The organism is Caballeronia sp. LjRoot34 (genome assembly GCF_964253815.1).
Classification (GTDB): domain Bacteria; phylum Pseudomonadota; class Gammaproteobacteria; order Burkholderiales; family Burkholderiaceae; genus Caballeronia.
This window is the reverse complement of sequence record NZ_CAXUSB020000001.1, coordinates 3,719,690-3,737,638: the sequence shown is the minus strand read 5'-3', so window position 1 is coordinate 3,737,638 and position 17,949 is coordinate 3,719,690. Positions and strand designations below refer to the sequence as shown.

General features: G+C 59.5%; 17 protein-coding genes and 1 tRNA gene. 10 read left to right on the top strand and 8 right to left on the bottom strand.

The features are described from left to right. Positions 1-230: 230 nt before the first annotated feature. From ACSQ36_RS16730 to ACSQ36_RS16720, 3 genes are all read right to left on the bottom strand, one after another. Positions 231-602, bottom strand: coding sequence for a DoxX family protein (locus tag ACSQ36_RS16730; RefSeq protein WP_436182752.1), 372 nt, complete (start codon positions 600-602; stop codon positions 231-233). 191 nt (positions 603-793) lie between these two features. Beyond that, a tRNA-Pro gene (locus ACSQ36_RS16725) sits at positions 794-870 on the bottom strand. Between the two features lie 31 nt (positions 871-901). Then, complete coding sequence (locus tag ACSQ36_RS16720) at positions 902-1,894, bottom strand: polyprenyl synthetase family protein (RefSeq protein ID WP_436182751.1); 993 nt, start codon at positions 1,892-1,894, stop codon at positions 902-904. Positions 1,895-2,173: 279 nt separating this feature from the next. On the opposite strand from ACSQ36_RS16720, the gene rplU reads away from it, so the two are divergent. The 4 genes from rplU (at position 2,174) to proB (ending at position 5,404) form a co-directional block, all read left to right on the top strand. Further along, positions 2,174-2,488, top strand: a complete 315-nt coding sequence (rplU, locus tag ACSQ36_RS16715) for a 50S ribosomal protein L21 (protein WP_056354755.1) — start codon at positions 2,174-2,176, stop codon at positions 2,486-2,488. Between the two features lie 43 nt (positions 2,489-2,531). Further along, on the top strand, positions 2,532-2,792 hold the full coding sequence (gene rpmA / locus ACSQ36_RS16710) for a 50S ribosomal protein L27 (protein WP_031360734.1): 261 nt from the start codon (positions 2,532-2,534) through the stop codon (positions 2,790-2,792). 308 nt (positions 2,793-3,100) lie between these two features. Next, the gene (gene obgE / locus ACSQ36_RS16705; RefSeq protein WP_436182750.1) at positions 3,101-4,237 is read left to right on the top strand and encodes a GTPase ObgE; all 1,137 of its coding nucleotides are present in this window, start codon (positions 3,101-3,103) and stop codon (positions 4,235-4,237) included. 48 nt (positions 4,238-4,285) lie between these two features. Continuing rightward, positions 4,286-5,404, top strand: a complete 1,119-nt coding sequence (gene proB / locus ACSQ36_RS16700; RefSeq protein ID WP_436182749.1) for a glutamate 5-kinase — start codon at positions 4,286-4,288, stop codon at positions 5,402-5,404. Positions 5,405-5,492: 88 nt separating this feature from the next. On the opposite strand, the gene ACSQ36_RS16695 is transcribed toward proB, so the two are convergent. The 3 genes from ACSQ36_RS16695 to ACSQ36_RS16685 form a co-directional block, all read right to left on the bottom strand. After that, positions 5,493-5,699: a hypothetical protein gene (locus tag ACSQ36_RS16695; protein WP_436182748.1), complete on the bottom strand. Its 207-nt coding sequence runs from the start codon at positions 5,697-5,699 to the stop codon at positions 5,493-5,495. 189 nt (positions 5,700-5,888) lie between these two features. Continuing rightward, on the bottom strand, positions 5,889-6,443 hold the full coding sequence (locus ACSQ36_RS16690; RefSeq protein ID WP_213767295.1) for a CNP1-like family protein: 555 nt from the start codon (positions 6,441-6,443) through the stop codon (positions 5,889-5,891). Positions 6,444-6,624: 181 nt separating this feature from the next. Next, a complete protein-coding gene (locus ACSQ36_RS16685; RefSeq protein ID WP_213767294.1) occupies positions 6,625-7,275 on the bottom strand; it encodes an RNA pyrophosphohydrolase in 651 nt (216 codons plus the stop codon). 231 nt (positions 7,276-7,506) lie between these two features. On the opposite strand from ACSQ36_RS16685, the gene ACSQ36_RS16680 reads away from it, so the two are divergent. Then, positions 7,507-9,255: a proline--tRNA ligase gene (locus tag ACSQ36_RS16680; protein WP_436182747.1), complete on the top strand. Its 1,749-nt coding sequence runs from the start codon at positions 7,507-7,509 to the stop codon at positions 9,253-9,255. Position 9,256: 1 nt separating this feature from the next. After that, a complete protein-coding gene (locus ACSQ36_RS16675) occupies positions 9,257-9,868 on the top strand; it encodes a MarC family protein (protein ID WP_436182746.1) in 612 nt (203 codons plus the stop codon). 153 nt (positions 9,869-10,021) lie between these two features. Here the strand turns inward: ACSQ36_RS16675 and ACSQ36_RS16670 are convergent, their stop codons facing one another. Next, positions 10,022-10,573, bottom strand: coding sequence for a hypoxanthine-guanine phosphoribosyltransferase (locus tag ACSQ36_RS16670; RefSeq protein ID WP_213767291.1), 552 nt, complete (start codon positions 10,571-10,573; stop codon positions 10,022-10,024). A gap of 119 nt (positions 10,574-10,692) precedes the next feature. Continuing rightward, positions 10,693-12,060: a signal recognition particle protein gene (ffh, locus tag ACSQ36_RS16665; protein ID WP_436182745.1), complete on the bottom strand. Its 1,368-nt coding sequence runs from the start codon at positions 12,058-12,060 to the stop codon at positions 10,693-10,695. Between the two features lie 121 nt (positions 12,061-12,181). On the opposite strand from ffh, the gene ACSQ36_RS16660 reads away from it, so the two are divergent. The 4 genes from ACSQ36_RS16660 to ACSQ36_RS16645 all read left to right on the top strand — a co-directional run bounded on the left by ACSQ36_RS16660 (position 12,182) and on the right by ACSQ36_RS16645 (position 17,798). After that, positions 12,182-13,141, top strand: coding sequence for a cytochrome C assembly family protein (locus tag ACSQ36_RS16660; protein ID WP_436182744.1), 960 nt, complete (start codon positions 12,182-12,184; stop codon positions 13,139-13,141). 51 nt (positions 13,142-13,192) lie between these two features. Beyond that, complete coding sequence (locus tag ACSQ36_RS16655; RefSeq protein ID WP_213767288.1) at positions 13,193-13,498, top strand: PP0621 family protein; 306 nt, start codon at positions 13,193-13,195, stop codon at positions 13,496-13,498. After that, positions 13,495-14,079 (top strand): 1,6-anhydro-N-acetylmuramyl-L-alanine amidase AmpD, encoded by a 585-nt coding sequence (gene ampD, locus ACSQ36_RS16650; RefSeq protein WP_436182743.1) that lies wholly within the window; start codon positions 13,495-13,497, stop codon positions 14,077-14,079. Before ACSQ36_RS16655 ends, ampD begins: the two co-directional genes overlap by 4 nt. 707 nt (positions 14,080-14,786) lie before the next feature. Next, a complete protein-coding gene (locus ACSQ36_RS16645) occupies positions 14,787-17,798 on the top strand; it encodes a ribonucleoside-diphosphate reductase subunit alpha (RefSeq protein ID WP_436182742.1) in 3,012 nt (1,003 codons plus the stop codon). Positions 17,799-17,949: the final 151 nt, after the last annotated feature.

Below are 17,949 nucleotides of genomic sequence, written 5' to 3'. Positions count from 1 at the left end.
GCAACGTGAAGTTGGCATCTGGAAAGACGTAAATCACGCCTTTGGCTGGCCTTGCGGTAGAAAATCTAGTGAAAGTTACCGGTGCGGAACATCGGAAGCATCTGAAAACGTCGAGGAATCGACGAGACAGTTTCTATCAGTCTGAAGCGGTGCGATCGGTGGCGATGGGTGACAACTTTCCCGCGCGAGGGCTTTTCGCGCGCGGGTTAGCTAAGTGAATGAAGCACGAGTTAAGCGCGCCGCCGCGTGCTCCATAAAATGCACGCAATCAATACAAGTTGCAAAGGCAACCGCACGAGCAATAACCACGATGGAACTTGTGAGAACTGATCCGCGTGTTGATACATGAATACGTTGGCGGGCGTGACGGCAATGGTCAGTAACGTCAGCCCGATGCCCGCTGCGCTTCGCGTGCGTTTGATCATCACGCCGATCGCGCCAAGCAATTCGAAAACGCCGCTCACAATGACGGCCAGGAGCGGGAAGGGAATACTGGGCGGCACGATTTTCACGAAGAGCGGCATGTACAAAAAGTGGCACGCTCCGCCGATCAGGAAATACAGAAACACGAACCACAGCCCGATGCGTTGGCCCACGGACATTCTTCTAACCGATGAAAATCTGAGTGAAGACATTGATGAGCGAGCGCAGTGTTATTGAATCTGACGATGGCAGCGCAAACCTTGCGCCGAACTTGTAGATCACCCATAGCCGATGATTAGCGGATAACCTAAAAAATCGATGACCCAAAACAAAAAACCGCCCAGCAAGCTGGGCGGTTTTTTATCAATTCTGGTCGGGGTGAGAGGATTCGAACCTCCGGCCTCTACGTCCCGAACGTAGCGCTCTACCAGGCTAAGCTACACCCCGAATGTTCACTCTGAGACGGTTCGTTTCCTTTTCAGGACTGTCTTGCCGTCGAGTAAGAACATAATTCTAGCAGGCTCTCTTTAAAAATGGAATCTGGAAACGAAGAAATTGCATTCGCTGCCGCCTGGGCTTCCTGCCGTGCACATTTCAGCGTGTGATCCAGCGCGCCCGATTTAGTGATGGCTTCAAAGATGGTATCGAATTTATCGGTGCCGCCTTGCTCGATCGCCTCGCGCGCGAGCGCTGCCTGTTCGGCCGAACCATGTTCCATCAAATAGATGAGCGGGAGGGTGGGTTTGCCTTCGCGCAGATCGTCGCCGGCATTTTTTCCCATCGATTCCGCCGTGCCGGTGTAATCGAGCCAATCGTCCATGATCTGGAACGCCGTGCCGATACGCCGGCCAAATTCCGCCGCCGCCGCTTCCGTCCGGGCATCCGACCCCGACAGCACCGCGCCCAGTTGGGCCGCCGCTTCGAAAAGCTTGGCCGTCTTGTAGCGGATCACCTGCATGTAGCGCGCTTCGTCCACATCCGGGTCGTGCATGTTCAACAACTGCAGCACTTCGCCTTCCGAGATCACGTTGGTCGCGACCGACAGGATCTCCATCACGCGCATCCTGCCCACGCCGACCATCATTTCGAAGGAGCGCGAGTACAAAAAGTCGCCCACGAGCACGCTTGCCGCGTTGCCGAACAGCGCGTTCGCGGTCTTGCGGCCGCGCCGGAGATCGGATTCGTCGACTACGTCATCGTGCAGCAGCGTGGCCGTATGAATGAACTCGACCACGGCGGCCAGCTCATGCCGGTGCCCGGTGGTGTCGCCGAGCGCGCCTGCGACCAGCAACAAGAGCGCGGGCCGGAGCCGTTTGCCGCCAGCCCCGATGATGTACTCGGAAATCTGGTTGATCAGCATCACTTCGGATGCCAGGCGCTGCCGGATGACGCGATTGACCTGCTGCATGTCCTCGGCGATAGGCTCGAGCACGTTGGCGGCGTTTGGGGAGGAAATGGCAGTGGACGACATGATCGGCAATTAGGATAGTGCCGCGAATTATAAGGCGAATCGGCCGATAGCCGCCTCTAAAGACGCCTCGGACGAACCGCGCGGGTGGCCGCGACAAGCCTGACGCGAGGCTTCAGGCGGCGAAATCCCGATAATGGTGCGCACGCCGTGCTCGGTTCGGACTGTCGCCGCTCCGTTTTTCCCGATGAACAACGGTTTTGACGGAGTGCCTAACTCTCTGTATAATCACGCGTTTTCGCGCACGGTGTGCGGAAAAATGAATTCAGAGTGAGGTTCTCAATGTACGCGGTCATAAAAACCGGCGGCAAGCAGTATAAGGTTGCTGTCGGCGAAAAATTGAAAGTAGAACAGATACCGGCAGACATTGACGCTGAAATCACGCTCGACCAGGTTCTCGCAGTAGGCGAAGGTGAATCGATTCAGTTCGGTGCACCGCTGGTCAGTGGGGCTTCCGTCACATGTACCGTCGTGTCCCAGGGTCGTCACAAGAAAGTCACGATCTTCAAGATGCGTCGCCGGAAGCACTACCAAAAGCACGCTGGCCATCGCCAGAACTACACCGAACTGCGTATCGACGCTATCAACGCCGCGTAAGCGTCGTCGAGTCGATTAAGCTAAACGGTCAAGGAGCTATTAAATGGCACACAAAAAAGCAGGCGGGTCATCCCGCAATGGTCGCGACTCTGAATCAAAGCGCCTCGGCGTGAAGGTTTACGGCGGCCAGGCTATCAATGCAGGCGGCATCATTGTTCGTCAGCGCGGTACGCGCATGCACCCGGGCGACAACGTCGGCATGGGCAAGGATCACACCTTGTTCGCGCTGACCGACGGCCACGTCACGTTTTCGACGAAGGGCGCAGCAAAGAAGCATCTGGTCAACGTTGTCCCGGCTGCCTAAGTAGTATTCAGGCACGGGCTTCAGGACCGGAAAGGGCCCCGCGAAGTTCGCGGGGCTTTTTTTATTGGCTGGCTTGATTGACTCGGCCAGGCAGTGACATATATCGAATGGCCTAGTGGCTGGCATCGGCCGGTCGCGGCAGAATAGTGTGTCGACTGGAGTTGGCGCTTTAGCGCCTTACTCCAGTCCCATGCAAGGCGGTCGACGGGAGTTGGCGCTGTCGACCAGAGTTGGCGTTTTAGCGCTTACTCTGGTCCCATGCGCTTACTCCCGTCCCATGCAAAGTGAAACACGGGACGGAGCAACTCATGAAGTTCATTGACGAAGCGAGAATTGAAGTCATCGCCGGCGACGGAGGGGATGGCAGCGCGTCGATGCGGCGCGAGAAGTTCGTCCCGTTCGGCGGACCGGACGGCGGCGACGGCGGCCGGGGCGGCAGCGTGTATGCGGTCGCGGACCGCAATATCAACACGCTGATCGACTACCGGTACGCGAAGAAACACCAGGCGCGCAACGGCGAAAACGGCCGCGGCGCCGACTGCTACGGCAAGGGCGGCGACGACATCATCTTGCGCATGCCGGTCGGCACGATCATCGCGGACACGGAAACGGGCGAGTTGATCGCCGATTTGACCGAGCATAACCAGAGCGTGCTGATCGCGCACGGCGGTGCTGGCGGTCTCGGCAACCTGCACTTCAAGTCGAGCACGAACCGCGCTCCGCGCCAGAAGACCGAAGGCAAGCCAGGCGACCGGCGCATGCTGCGTCTCGAGTTGAAAGTGCTCGCCGATGTCGGTTTGCTCGGCATGCCGAACGCGGGCAAGTCCACGTTCATCACGGCAGTGTCGAATGCGCGGCCGAAAATTGCTGACTATCCGTTCACCACGCTTGCGCCGAATCTCGGCGTGGTCCGTGTGGGACCGGAAAAGAGCTTCGTGATCGCGGACATTCCTGGCTTGATCGAAGGCGCGGCGGAAGGCGCAGGTCTGGGCCACCGGTTCCTGCGCCACTTGCAGCGCACCGGCGTGCTGCTGCATCTCGTCGATCTGGCCCCGTTCGACGACGCAGTCGATCCTGTTGTGGAAGCGCGCGCGATCGTCAACGAATTGCGCAAATATGATGAAGCGCTGTATGAAAAACCACGTTGGCTTGTGCTGAACAAGCTCGACATGGTGCCGGACGACGAGCGTAAATCGCGCGTGGCGGACTTCATCAAGCGCTACGAATGGGACGGCCCGGTGTTCGAGATCTCGGCGCTGACGGGGCAGGGCTGCGAAAGCCTGACCTACGCCATCTTCGATTACATCTCGAAGAATTCGGATGCATCGCGGGCGGCAGAAGCCGAAGACCTCGCTGCGGATGTCCGTTTCCGCGACGAACCTGCCGTCGTGGCGCCGCAGATCGCGCCGGAGATCGACGAAGACCAGGACGAAGACGAAGCGTAAAAGTTTGGCCCGTGGTTATCGAGGCAAATCCGAGGAGAAATGCGTCAGATGCGTTCCGTCATAGCCGCTTCGAAGCGACTCGTAGTGAAAGTGGGATCGAGCCTGGTGACCAACGACGGGCGCGGGCTCGACCACGCGGCCATCGCGCGCTGGGCTGCGCAGATTGCGGCATTGCGCGCGCAGGGCAAGGAAGTCGTGCTGGTCAGTTCCGGCGCGATCGCCGAGGGTATTCATCGTCTGGGCTGGACGAAGCGGCCGCGTGAAATTGACGAATTGCAGGCGGCGGCCGCCGTTGGCCAGATGGGCCTGGCGCAAGTCTACGAAAGCAGTTTCGCGAAGCATGGCATGCGCACGGCGCAGATTCTTCTCACGCACGCCGATCTCGCCGACCGGGAACGCTATCTGAACGCACGCTCAACGCTACTCACCTTGTTGCGCCTGGGTTGCGTGCCGATCATCAATGAAAACGACACCGTCATCACCGATGAAATCAAATTCGGCGACAACGACACGCTCGGCGCGCTGGTCGCTAACCTTATAGAAGGCGACGCGCTGATTATCCTCACCGATCAGCGCGGCTTGTTTACCGCTGATCCCCGGCACGATCCCACAGCCACACTGGTCGAGCAGGCCGACGCGGGTACGCCGGAACTCGAGGCCATGGCAGGCGGCGCGGGTTCCAGCCTGGGGCGCGGCGGCATGCTGACCAAGATTCTTGCGGCGAAGCGCGCGGCGCACAGCGGTGCGAACACGGTGATCGCGAGCGGGCGGGAGTCGGATGTCCTGACCCGGCTGGCGTCAGGCGAGATGATCGGTACGCAATTGATGGCGCGCACAGCCCGTATGGCGGCCCGCAAGCAATGGATGGCGGATCATTTGCAGGTGCGTGGCCACGTGGTTATTGACGACGGTGCGGTCGAGAAGCTCACTGCGGGCGGTAAAAGCTTGCTGCCAATTGGCGTGATCGATGTTCACGGCGCATTTGCGCGCGGCGAAGTGATCGCGTGCATGAATCCGAGCGGTCAGGAAGTGGCGCGCGGCATCACGAATTACAGCAGTTCGGAGGCGCGATTGATCCAGCGTCGGCCGAGCGGTGAAATCGAAACGGTGCTCGGGTACATGCTCGAACCCGAGTTGATTCATCGGGACAATCTGGTGCTGGCGTAAGCAGGGAGGCTCCTGTCCAACACAAGGAATCCGCGAATCTCAGTTGCACCCCAAACTCGTTGGACGGTGTGCAACGTCGCGGTGTCGGCTATTTCGGTTTCTGAGCGCCGACGTTTTGGCTAAACGCGTCTGTTTCTGCGCCTTTATATACCGAATCTTCTTCCTGATCGGCCGGTAATTGCCCGATGCTTGATGCGTCCCTGTGCGCGAGATCGCGCGACGCCAAGCGTATGGTCGCACCCGCCGTGCGCTGGAAGGCGTATTCGGACAAGAGCCTCGAGTCGAGCAGGGTCACCGTTATTTCTCCTCATAATGACGTCTTACTGAAACTTCCCGGCCGATTGTATGCGAGCGATTAATTGATCGGTAATAATTGCAACAAATTATCTCTTTTGCGTGACGACACCTTGTAAAACGATGTGGCGACCGACAAAAAAGCCCGCTGACCGTCAGGTGCAGCGGGCTTTTTCACCAGTCATTCGACCTAGTGATAGTTCGAAACCGCAGTCCGTTTCATCTTGATGTTCTGCAAAATCTCCTTGGCCGACCCTGTCGGCAACTTGTTCGCGCAGAAGTAATCCTGATACAGCGCGGCATGATAGGCGTTCAACTCGCCGTTTTCGATGCGTCGAAAATCGTTCTCGACCGTGCGGTCCCAGTCGGTCTGGTCCTCATTAATGCTCGCATACAGGCGCCAGTTATAGTTGTCGCAGCGAATGCCTTCGTAATTGACATTGCGCGCGCCGGCCGGGCTTTTCACGACAACCGTGTAGCGGATCACACCGTCGGTTCCCACGCTGAGCGAGTTTTTATCGATGAAAAAAGACAGCGGCGTATTTTCCGAGACATTGAACTCCAGGAGATCCGCGTTCTGCGGCAAAGGCGGCAGGGTATCGACCTTGTTTTCGACCCAGTTCGGCTTGCGGTCCATGAGGTAGACGAACGCGCTGTCGTCCTTATTTGTCGGCTTGGCGCTGCCGCAACCGGCGAGCACGGCAAGGGCTGCCGCGGATACCGCGAACAATGCAATGGCTTTCAATTCTTGATTTCCTGAGGTTGATGCAGAAGCGACTGCAAATAGATCGTGTCGCGTGAAAAGCGCCGCGTTTTGTCCCGCCAAGGGAACGCGCCGGCATGTCAAACACGCAAGCCCAGCCTTCGACGCTGCACGAAAAAAAGCGGCGTGCGTTGCCGCACCGCCGCTTCGAATGACACACGTCCTAATCCCGCGAAGGACGTTGTGCGTAGATGTGCAGCTCTTCGGTCACGGAACATTCTGCCTGAATGACACCGCCGTTAGCAGAAACGGCCGCATCTTCCAACGTCATGCCCTGAATCACGCGTGGATACCGGTTGGCATGATGCGCCATACGCTCCGCGCGCTCAGCCCGCACAACCGCGCGCCTAAGAAAGCGAGAAAGTTCCGTGAGCGCAAGCTGATATACATCCCGCTTGAACTCGATCACCGCGTCGAGCGGGACCCAATACTCATTCCACCGCCAGGCATCGAATTCCGGATGATCAGTCGCACGCAAACAAATGTCACAGTCACGGCCTACCATGCGTAACAAAAACCAGATCTGTTTCTGTCCGCGATAGTGTCCGCGCACCTCGCGCTTGATGAACTTGTCCGGCACCTCATAACGCAGCCAGTCGCGGGTTCGACCCACGACCTTCACGTGCTCCGGAAGCAAACCGGTTTCTTCGTGTAACTCCCGATACATCGCTTGCACGGGGGTCTCGCCGTACTTGATGCCCCCCTGCGGAAACTGCCAGGAATGTTCACGCAGCCGCTTGCCCCAAAACACTTCATTGTGCGCGTTCAAGAGGATGATGCCGACGTTCGGGCGAAAGCCTTCACGATCCAGCATACAACCACCTTCGAATCCTTTAAAATTGCTTTGATTATAAACAGATAACGGGCCTGGCGCACCGGCACGAACCCGAATCGGAGTTCGTTTCGCTTGAGTGCCGGTGCGGTCGGCCGACGCCTTGCCGTATCGCTGTCCCGTCGTTCACTCGTTCCGCACGTTCTGCATGTTCCGCAGGTTTGGGCAATAAGCCCATTCAATCGACGCGCTCCCGCATTGGAAAATTTTTGAATGAAAGCATCCCGTTTCTTTATCGGCACCCTGAAGGAAGCTCCCACCGACGCGGAAATCGTCAGCCACCAACTCATGATGCGTGCGGGCATGATTCGCCGCGTGGCCGGCGGTATCTATAGTTATCTGCCTATCGGCCTGCGCTCCATCCGCAAGGTGGAAGCAATCGTGCGTGAAGAAATGAACCGGGCCGGCGCGCTCGAATTGTTGATGCCCGGCGTGCAACCGGCCGAACTCTGGCAGGAATCGGGACGCCTGGAACAGTACGGCCCCGAACTGCTGCGTATCAAGGATCGTCATGACCGCGATTTCGTGCTCGGACCGACGCACGAAGAAGTGGTGACGGACATCGCGCGGCGCGAGATCAAGAGTTACCGGCAATTGCCGGTCAATTTTTACCAGATCCAGACCAAGTTCCGCGATGAAATCCGGCCGCGTTTCGGCGTGATGCGCGGGCGCGAATTCATCATGAAGGACGCGTATTCCTTCGACCGCGATCAGGCGGCACTCGGCGAGTCGTACAAGAAAATGTTCGATGCCTACGTGCGTGTATTTACGCGCATCGGCCTGGAATTCCGCGCGGTCGCGGCCGATAACGGCTCGATCGGCGGCAGCGGTTCGCATGAATTCCACGTGATCGCCGACACCGGCGAAGACGCAATCGCGTATTGCCCGACCTCGGATTACGCGGCAAACGTGGAAGCCGCCGACGCGCTGCCGTTGAACGCCACGCGTCCGGCGCCCGCGGAAGAAATGAAGAAGACGGCCACGCCGGGCAAGGCGAAGTGCGAGGCGGTCGCGGAATTGCTGAACATTCCGCTGCAACGCACGATCAAGTCGATCATCCTCGCGACGGAAAACGAAGGCGCCGCGCCGACCATCTGGCTATTGATGCTGCGCGGCGACCATTCGCTGAACGACATCAAGGCGAACAAGCAGCCGGGTCTGGCGGGTTATCGCTTTGCAACGGAAGCCGAGATTATCGATACGTTCGGCACGCCGCCCGGCTATCTCGGCCCGATCAACACGAAAAAGCCGGTCAACGTGATCGCGGACCGCACGGTCGCGAACATGAGCGACTTCGTGGTCGGCGCGAACGAGGTGGACTATCACATCACCGGCGTGAACTGGGGCCGCGACCTGCCGGAGCCGGTCGTGGCGGACATTCGCAATGTGCTGGCAGGCGATCCGTCGCCGGATGGCAAGGGCACGCTGGAAATCTGCCGCGGTATTGAAGTGGGCCACGTTTTCCAGCTCGGCACGAAGTACTCGGATGCCATGGGCGCATCGTTCCTCGATGAAAACGGCAAGCCCGCGCCCATGCAAATGGGCTGCTACGGCATCGGCATCACGCGGATCCTGGGCGCCGCGATTGAACAGAACTTCGACGCCAAGGGCATCATCTGGCCGGAATCGATTGCTCCGTTCGAAGTCGTGTTGTGCCCGATGGGCTACGACCGCAGCGAAGCCGTTCGCGAGCAGGCCGACAAGCTGTACGCGGCGCTGCAGGCTGCGGGTATCGACGTGGTCCTGGACGATCGCGGCGAACGGCCGGGCGTGATGTTCGCGGAGTGGGAGCTGATTGGCGTGCCGCATCGGCTGGTGATTGGTGACCGCGGGCTCAAGGAAGGCAAGCTCGAGTACCAGGCACGACGCGACGCCGAAGCCACCTTGTTGCCGGTGGATGACGCGGCGAACGTGGTGATCGAGAAGGTGCGCGCTGCACTGGCTCGTGGAGCGGCCCGGTAACGTGCAGTACAACTTCCTCTCGGCGACGGTGCTGCTTATCCTGATCACCGATCCGCTCGGCAATATCCCGATCTTCATCAACGCCTTGCGTGGTGTGGAGAAGGAGCGCCGGCGGATCGTGATATTGCGGGAAGTCGCCATCGCCTTCGGGATCCTGCTGTTGTTCATGCTGGTGGGCGACCGCTTTCTTCGCGCGATGAGCCTGACGGATTTGTCGTTGCGGCTGGGCGGCGGGATCGTGTTGTTCCTGATCGCGTTGCGCATGATTTTTCCGCATCCCGATGGTCCGATGGGCGGTGATTCACGCGGCGGCGAACCGCTGATCGTGCCGCTGGCCATTCCCGCGCTGGCTGGTCCGTCGGCGCTGGCGACGGTGATGCTGCTGACATCGCAGGCGCCCGGGCAGATGTGGGAATGGATCGGAGCACTGACGGTCACCATGATGGTCTGCGCGGTCGTGCTGGTGCTGGCCGAGAAGATTCAGCATTGGCTGGGTGAACGGGCCGTTACGGCGTTTGAACGGCTGATGGGATTGGTGCTGGTCGCGATATCGGTGGAAATGATCCTCACCGGGATACGGACCTTCGTGCATCAACTGGCTGCAAATGGCTGACTGAAGATCATCCCGGGGCAGCTTTCGAGGTGGTGAATATAAAAAGGCCGTTTCAACGTAAGTTGAAACGGCCTTTTTGATCTTGAGTGCGCTGAACATCGCCAAGTGGATGATGCGGCTATTCGCCGCACCTCAAACGCTGGCGAAACCGAATTACGCGCCTTCGGTCAGTGCACGGATAGTCGGCAGGTTGCGCCAATATCCCTTCGCGTCCATACCGCAGCCGAACACGTACCGATCCGGCACTTCGAAGCCGCAAAAGTCCGGCCGCAGGGGTTTCGATTTATTGATGAGCTTCTCGCACAGCACAGCCGAGAGGAATTTCTTCGCGCCCATGGCCATGATGCGGTCGCGGATGGCAGCCATGGTTTCGCCTTCATCCAGGATGTCGTCGAGCACCAGCACCACGCGATCCTTTACCGACTCCGCCGGCGCCACGCGCCATTCCATCTTGTCGCTACCCTTGGTCGCGTTCCGATACCGCGTCAAGTGGATGTAGTCGAACTCAAGCGGAAAGTCGAGATGCGGCAGCAGCATGCCGGTGAACACCGCCGCGCCGCCCATGACGGACAGCACGAGCGGGAACTCTTCGCCCGCGCTCGCGCCAATGGCTTTCGCCATGCTTTCGATCGATGCGGTCACGTCTTGTGCCGAAACAATCTCTTCGGAGTGGCTGAAAATGTGGAGTGCTTCTTCGCGATTCATAAGGGCAGGCGGCGAGGGTGTAGAGCTAAAAATAGGGGAAACGAGGCGCTAAGCGCCACATGATAAACCCGCGTTCCTCAGCAAAACGCGGGTCATGGAAATCAAACCCGATCAAAACTTCAACGCATGCCCGGCATCATGCCCTTCATGCCACGCATCATTTTCTGCAGATTGCCGCCCCTCAGCTTTTTCATCATGCCGCGCATCTGGTCGTATTGAGCGAGCATGCGGTTGACTTCCTGGACCTGCACGCCCGCGCCCGCTGCAATACGGCGTTTGCGCTGCGCCTTGATCAGATCGGGTTTCGCGCGCTCCAGCAGCGTCATTGAATTGATGATGCCTTCCATCCGGCGCATCTGTTTTTCCGCGACGCCCATGTTCGCGCCCGCCGCGGCTTGCTGGAACTGTGCCGGCAGCTTGTCCATCAGCGACGACAAACCGCCCATGTTCTTCATCTGCGCTAGTTGCGCGCGGAAGTCGTTCAGGTCGAAATCGCCGCCTTTCTTGACTTTATCGGCGAGTTTTTGCGCGGCCACGCTATCCACGCCTTTCTGCGCTTCCTCGACCAAAGCGAGAATGTCGCCCATGCCGAGAATCCGGTTCGCCATCCGGTCCGGGTGGAAAACTTCCAGCCCGTCCAGTTTTTCTGCGACACCCACGAACTTGATCGGCTTGCCGGTCACGTGACGCACCGACAGCGCCGCGCCACCGCGTGAATCGCCGTCCAGCTTGGTCAGCACCACGCCGGTCAGCGGCAGGGCGTCGCTGAACGCCTTCGCGGTATTCACGGCGTCCTGGCCGAGCATGGCGTCGACCACGAAGAGCGTTTCCGCCGGTTTCAGGATCGCGTGAAGCTCGCTGATTTCCTTCATCATCGCTTCGTCAATACCGAGCCGGCCGGCTGTATCGACGATCAGCACGTCATGGAAATGGCGTTTCGCCCAATCCACCGCCGCACGGGCGATATCCGCCGGCTTCTGATCCGGCTCCGACGGGAAAAAGTCCGCGCCGACTTGTTCCGTCACCGTTTTCAACTGCTGAATAGCGGCCGGACGATACACGTCGACGGAAACCGTCAGCACTTTTTTCTTGTGCTTCTCGCGCAGCAGCTTGGCGAGCTTGCCCGACGTGGTGGTTTTACCCGCGCCTTGCAGGCCGGCCATCAGGATGATCGCCGGCGGCGTGACCGCGAGATTCAGTTCGACGGCCTTACCCTCGTAATCCCCGCCGATGATCGCCGTCAGCTCGCGCTGCACGACGCCGACAAGCGCCTGACCCGGCGACAGGCTCGAAAGCACCTCTTCGCCGAGCGCTTTTTCCTTCACCTTCGCGATAAATTCGCGCACAACCGGCAACGCGACGTCAGCCTCGAGCAGCGCCAGGCGTACTTCGCGCAGCATTTCCTGCGTGTTAGCCTCGGTGAGCCGGGCTTCGCCGCGCAGCGTCTTGACGACGCGCGCCATCCGTGTAGTGAGTGTGTCGAGCATGGGAGCGTGTGGAGAGTGCGGCCGGGTAACAGTGACGACTTCCTGACGGAGCCTGGCTTCAAGACGACCCGGCAAGAGGGGGAAGACGTCGTGGCTTCAGGGCCTGGTGTAAACTTCGAACATGGATATTGTACTGTATGCCCTCACTGCGCTTCTCTACGGCGGACTTGCCGTAGCTGGCTGGCGCGCGCATCGCAACACGGCCGTTGAGCCGGCGCTGGCGGGCATGCCGGTGGGCGGTCGCCTGGCCGGCGGCGTGAGTACCGGAATGAACCCGGGCATGGCCGACTCCATGCAAAGCGGCCGGGCATCGAAGGCGTCGGGCATGAGTACGATGGGGCGCGTATTGCTCGGCGTCGCGTTGCTCGTGCATGGCGTCTTGTTGCACACCACCATCTTTCCGCAGAACGCGATGGTGTTCGGCTTTGCCTTCGCGCTCTCCGCCATGTTCTGGCTGGGCGCGGGCATCTACTGGATAGAGAGCTTTTTCTTCCCGCTCGACGGCCTGCGGCTGCTCGTGCTGCCGCTTGCGTGCATGGCCTCGGTCATGCCGCTGATTTTTGGCGGTGTGCGCGTGCTGCCGTATGCCGCCGCGCCCATGTTCAAGCTGCATTTCCTGATCGCGAATATTGCGTACGGGCTGTTCGCCATTGCCGCGCTTCATGCCATCCTGATGCTGATGGTGGAAAAGCGCCTGCAGAACATGCGCGGGACCGCTACGCGACATACATCGAATAGCTGGGTGTCGAGCTGGCTTGATACGTTACCGCCGTTGCTTACGCTTGAAAAATTGTTGTTCCGGCTGATCTCGGCGGGCTTCGTGCTGCTGACGCTTACGCTCATATCGGGTGTCGCGTTCAACGAACAACTCGTCGACAAGGCGTTCAAACTCGACCACAAAACCGTGTTCGCCATTTTGTCGTGGCTGATGTTTGGCGCGCTGTTGACCGCTCGCCGTGTGTCAGGCTGGCGCGGCCGCGCCGCGTTGCGCTGGGTGCTCGCTTCGTTCGTCGCATTGCTCCTTGCTTACGTGGGCAGCCGCTTCGTGTTCGAAGTGCTGTTGCATCGCGCGGTCGTTTGACGCGGTCAGCTGAATCCTCCGGCTTTTATTGCCTCTACTATTAGTAAGATCATGCGCCAACTTCTCCTGCTGATATTTGTGTTCTTTGCGAGCCAGTGGCTGTTCAAGAAGCTCAAGCGCGCCCAGGCCGCCGCTGGTGCACAAGCGGGTCCACAAGGTGCAGGGGCCACGCGCGCGTCTCATGGCCCGGCGGCTTCCCGTTCCGCGCCGCAACTTCCCGATCCTCTGGTGCGCTGCGCGGAATGCGGCGTGCACACGCCCAAGAGCGAAGCGATTGTCGCGGCCGGGCATCGCTTCTGTTGCACCGATCACGCCCAGCGCTACGCCGCGCATCCCACAGGCCGCGACGCTCGATGAGCGTGACAGGTTTGATCGATGCCGACGGCTGGTACACGGCAGCGTTCCGGGTGCCGTCTCCGAACTTCGAAGCGCGTCCGGGGGGTATTGAACCAACGCTCGTCGTTGTTCACAACATCAGCTTGCCGCCCGATGAATTCGGCGGCAACGCGATTGCCGAGTTCTTCCAGAACCGTCTCGATCACGACGCTCATCCCTACTATGACCACTTGCGGGGCATGCGGGTCTCGTCGCATTTCGTGATTCATCGCGATGGGCGCACCGAGCAGTACGTGTCGTGCAACGAACGCGCATGGCACGCGGGCGTGTCGAGTTTTCTCGGACGTGAGCGATGCAACGATTTTTCGGTGGGTATCGAACTGGAAGGCAGTGATCGATGTGCGTTCGAGGACGCACAATACGCATCGCTCAATGATGTCGTCCAGGCGCTCACCCGGCGCTATCCGATCGAAGCGCTAGCCGGACATTCGGACATCGCTCCGGGTCGTAAAACCGATCCGGGCCCGTACTTCGAGTGGCCGCGACTGCAGCGCGATACACAACTCCCGCTTCAGTACTTTCCCTATCTCGGCGACGTTTGATTCGCTGTGTGTTCACGCTTGATCAAGTGCGTTGCCGCGTGAGTTGCTGAGCCGTAGTGACGCGCTATGCCTTGCCATCGTCGCCGGCTTACCGCCCGCCTTGCCTCACCGCTTCCGGTAGACCGAAAGAGCTTTCATTTTGCATCGCAGCGCGTTTGCGTGTGTTCTGCGCACCTTGGCGCGCTTTCCCTTATCCGACTTTGCCATTTCAAAAGTCAACCCTCTGAGGGCTATTCTTCAGCAAATAAAAGTTTTTGAGACTGTGCGGAATGCCACTATACTTGGTGCTCAGAGACGTAATTCGCACTATATGTTGTGTTGTCCAGGCGGCGCCCCGCTCATAGAGCCGGCGCCGCACGCTTTCCGGCCATAGAAGAAAACACCGGATAAGCCACTGATTTGTCGCGTAAAAACCGTCGGCATTCAGTTTGAAAGACCGAGGCAAACAGGCGTAGCGGGAGGGGTTGTCTTCATCGGTTTGAAGCGTATCGGGTCATGGAAAAACCATGGACTGAGCGCAAGAACGGCACCGGCAATTTTCTCGACTGAGCCGTTATTCAATTTTCAATTTCATCGTCGTGCGCGGTTGGCAGAAGTAGGGGAAAGCAGTAGCGAACAGCAACAAAGCAGCAACAAGCAGCCACCACGCACGGCACGCATCTCAATCCGCGGACGTTCCGCACCATCGAACACCTGGAGATTTGCACATGCAAACCACCGACAACACCACGACTTCCTACGAGGGCGCCTCCGTGCGGCCCATCGGCGCACAGAGTCAGCCGAGCGCCAGCGCGCTCGCGCCGGACGCCACACTGGCCGACTACAAAGTGATCCGCCGCAACGGGACCGTGGTGTCGTTCGAGCCGTCGAAGATCTCCATCGCCGTGACGAAGGCGTTTCTGGCCGTGAACGGCGGCCAGGGCGCAGGCTCGGCGCGCGTGCGCGAACTCGTCGAACAACTGACGCAGAGCGTTATCCGGGCGCTGGTTCGCAGCCGTCCGAACGGCGGTACGTTCCATATTGAAGACATTCAAGATCAAGTCGAACTCGCGCTGATGCGTGGCGGCGAGCACAACGTGGCGCGCGCGTACGTGCTGTATCGCGAGAAGCGCACGCAGGAACGCGCGCACGCACCGGAAACGCGCGCGAATGCGCTTGGCATCAACGTGATCGACAACGGCGTGTCGCATCCGCTGGATCTGGACGCGTTGAAGGCGCGCATCAACGAAGCGTGCGCGAATCTCGGCAGCGAAGTGAGCGCCGATCCGATCGTCGCGGAAACGGTGAAGAACCTGTACGACGGCGTGCCGATGGCGCAAGTCTATGACTCCGCCATTCTCGCCGCGCGCACCATGATCGAAAAGGACCCGGCGTACAGCCAGGTCACCGCGCGTATTTTGCTGCACACCATTCGTCGCGAAATCCTGGAAGAAGACGTCTCGCAGGGCGAAATGGCTACGCGCTACGCTGAGTATTTCCCGCTCTTCATCAAGCAGGGCGTGGAAGCGGAACTGCTCGATGAAAAGCTCCAGCAGTACGACTTGAAGCGTCTGGGCGCCGCGCTCGACGCCGACCGCGATCTGCAATTCGGCTATCTCGGCCTGCAGACGCTGTATGACCGCTACTTCCTGCACAACGAAACCAAGCGCATCGAACTGCCGCAGGCGTTCTTCATGCGCGTTGCAATGGGCCTGGCGCTGAACGAAATCGACCGCGAAGCACGGGCGATCGAGTTCTACAACGTGCTGTCGAGCTTCGACTTCATGTCGTCCACCCCCACGCTGTTCAACTCGGGCACGCGCCGTTCGCAATTGTCGTCGTGCTATCTGACGACGGTTGCCGACGACCTCGACGGCATCTATGAAGCGCTGAAGGAAAACGCGCTGCTGTCGAAGTTTGCGGGTGGCCTGGGCAACGACTGGACGCGCGTGCGTGCGCTCGGTTCGCACATCAAGGGCACGAACGGCAAGTCGCAAGGCGTGGTGCCGTTCCTGAAAGTCGTGAACGACACGGCCGTCGCGGTGAATCAGGGTGGCAAGCGCAAGGGCGCGGTGTGCGCGTACCTGGAAACGTGGCATCTGGATATCGAAGAGTTCCTGGAGCTGCGCAAGAACACGGGCGATGACCGTCGCCGCACGCACGACATGAACACGGCGAACTGGATTCCCGACCTGTTCATGAAGCGCGTTCACGAAAACGGTGACTGGACGCTGTTCTCGCCGGCCAATACGCCCGATCTGCATGATTTGTTCGGCGCAGCGTTCGAAAAAGCGTACGTTGCGTATGAAGAGAAGGCAGCACGCGGCGAGCTCAAGCTGTTCAAGAAGGTTCCGGCTGCGCAACTGTGGCGCAAGATGCTGGGCATGCTGTTCGAAACGGGTCACCCGTGGATCACGTTCAAGGATCCGTGTAACATCCGTTCGCCGCAGCAGCACGTGGGCGTTGTCCACTCGTCGAACCTGTGCACGGAAATCACGCTGAACACCAGCGACACCGAAATCGCCGTTTGTAATCTCGGCTCGGTGAATCTGGTTGCGCACATGAAGACGCAGGCTGACGGCACGCTCGCGCTCGATCACGACAAGCTCAAGCGCACCATCAGCGTGGCCATGCGCATGCTCGATAACGTCATCGACATCAATTACTACGCCGTCGCCAAAGCGCGTAATTCGAACCTGAAGCATCGTCCGGTCGGTATGGGCATCATGGGTTTCCAGGACTGCCTGCACTTGCTGCGCACGCCGTATGCGTCGAACGAAGCCGTCGCTTTCGCCGATACTTCCATGGAAGCGGTCTGCTACTACGCTTACTACGCGTCGACGGAACTGGCGCAAGAGCGCGGGCGTTATTCGAGCTATCGCGGCTCGCTGTGGGACCGCGGCATTCTCCCGCAAGATTCGCTGAAGCTGCTGGCCGAAGCGCGCGGCGGATATGTGGAAGTGGACGACAGTTCGTCGATGGACTGGACCGAACTGCGTTCGCGGATCGCCACCTACGGCATGCGCAATTCGAACTGCGTGGCAATCGCTCCGACCGCGACCATTTCGAACATCATCGGCGTATCGGCATGTATCGAGCCGACGTTCCAGAATCTGTACGTGAAGTCGAATCTGTCGGGCGAATTCACGGTCGTGAACGATTACCTGGTGCGTGACCTGAAGGAACGCGGCCTGTGGGACGAAGTGATGGTCTCGGACCTGAAGTACTTCGACGGCACGTTGTCGCGTATCGACCGGGTTCCGGCCGATCTGCGAGCAATCTACGCAACGGCGTTCGAACTCGACGCGACCTGGGTGGTGGAAGCCGCATCGCGCCGTCAGAAGTGGATCGACCAGGCGCAATCGCTGAACATCTACATGGGTGGCGCGTCAGGCAAGAAGCTCGACGAGGTGTACAAGCTGGCGTGGCTGCGCGGTCTGAAGACCACGTATTACCTCCGCACGATGGCCGCCACGCACGTCGAGAAGTCGACGGTCGCTCACGGGCAACTGAACTCGGTGCCTTCGGGTAACTCGGGGAACGGCGAAGGCGGTGCTTCTGGCGCGAACGGCAACGGTTTTGGTTCGCAGGGTTCGCACGGATCGTCGACGGGTGGTTTCAACGCCGCTGCGGTTGCGGCGCCGGCAATTGCCGCTGCGGCCGAAGCAGAAGCCGATGGTCCGGTCTGCATGATGCGTCCGGGCGATGCCGGGTTCGACGAGTGCGAGGCTTGCCAGTAAGAGGGTAATAAGCGAGAGGCCGATGTAATCGGCCTCTCGCCAGTCAGGTAGTGTTTGAGAGTCGAGGCCGGTACGAGGCGGCTGTTCTTTCCACAACGGAAGGGGCGGCGGGTTCGGAACCGGCCTTTTCTATTTGTGCTCGCTGAGTTCC

Coding starts and splice junctions, on each gene's coding strand:
- ACSQ36_RS16645 (WP_436182742.1), top strand. CDS start 14,787: ATGCAAACCACCGACAACACCACGACTTCCTACGAGGGCGCCTCCGTG.
- ACSQ36_RS16680 (WP_436182747.1), top strand. CDS start 7,507: ATGAAAGCATCCCGTTTCTTTATCGGCACCCTGAAGGAAGCTCCCACC.
- ampD (WP_436182743.1), top strand. CDS start 13,495: ATGAGCGTGACAGGTTTGATCGATGCCGACGGCTGGTACACGGCAGCG.
- rpmA (WP_031360734.1), top strand. CDS start 2,532: ATGGCACACAAAAAAGCAGGCGGGTCATCCCGCAATGGTCGCGACTCT.
- ffh (WP_436182745.1), bottom strand. CDS start 12,060: ATGCTCGACACACTCACTACACGGATGGCGCGCGTCGTCAAGACGCTG.
- obgE (WP_436182750.1), top strand. CDS start 3,101: ATGAAGTTCATTGACGAAGCGAGAATTGAAGTCATCGCCGGCGACGGA.
- ACSQ36_RS16720 (WP_436182751.1), bottom strand. CDS start 1,894: ATGTCGTCCACTGCCATTTCCTCCCCAAACGCCGCCAACGTGCTCGAG.
- ACSQ36_RS16660 (WP_436182744.1), top strand. CDS start 12,182: ATGGATATTGTACTGTATGCCCTCACTGCGCTTCTCTACGGCGGACTT.
- ACSQ36_RS16655 (WP_213767288.1), top strand. CDS start 13,193: ATGCGCCAACTTCTCCTGCTGATATTTGTGTTCTTTGCGAGCCAGTGG.
- ACSQ36_RS16670 (WP_213767291.1), bottom strand. CDS start 10,573: ATGAATCGCGAAGAAGCACTCCACATTTTCAGCCACTCCGAAGAGATT.
- ACSQ36_RS16685 (WP_213767294.1), bottom strand. CDS start 7,275: ATGCTGGATCGTGAAGGCTTTCGCCCGAACGTCGGCATCATCCTCTTG.
- rplU (WP_056354755.1), top strand. CDS start 2,174: ATGTACGCGGTCATAAAAACCGGCGGCAAGCAGTATAAGGTTGCTGTC.
- ACSQ36_RS16730 (WP_436182752.1), bottom strand. CDS start 602: ATGTCCGTGGGCCAACGCATCGGGCTGTGGTTCGTGTTTCTGTATTTC.
- proB (WP_436182749.1), top strand. CDS start 4,286: ATGCGTTCCGTCATAGCCGCTTCGAAGCGACTCGTAGTGAAAGTGGGA.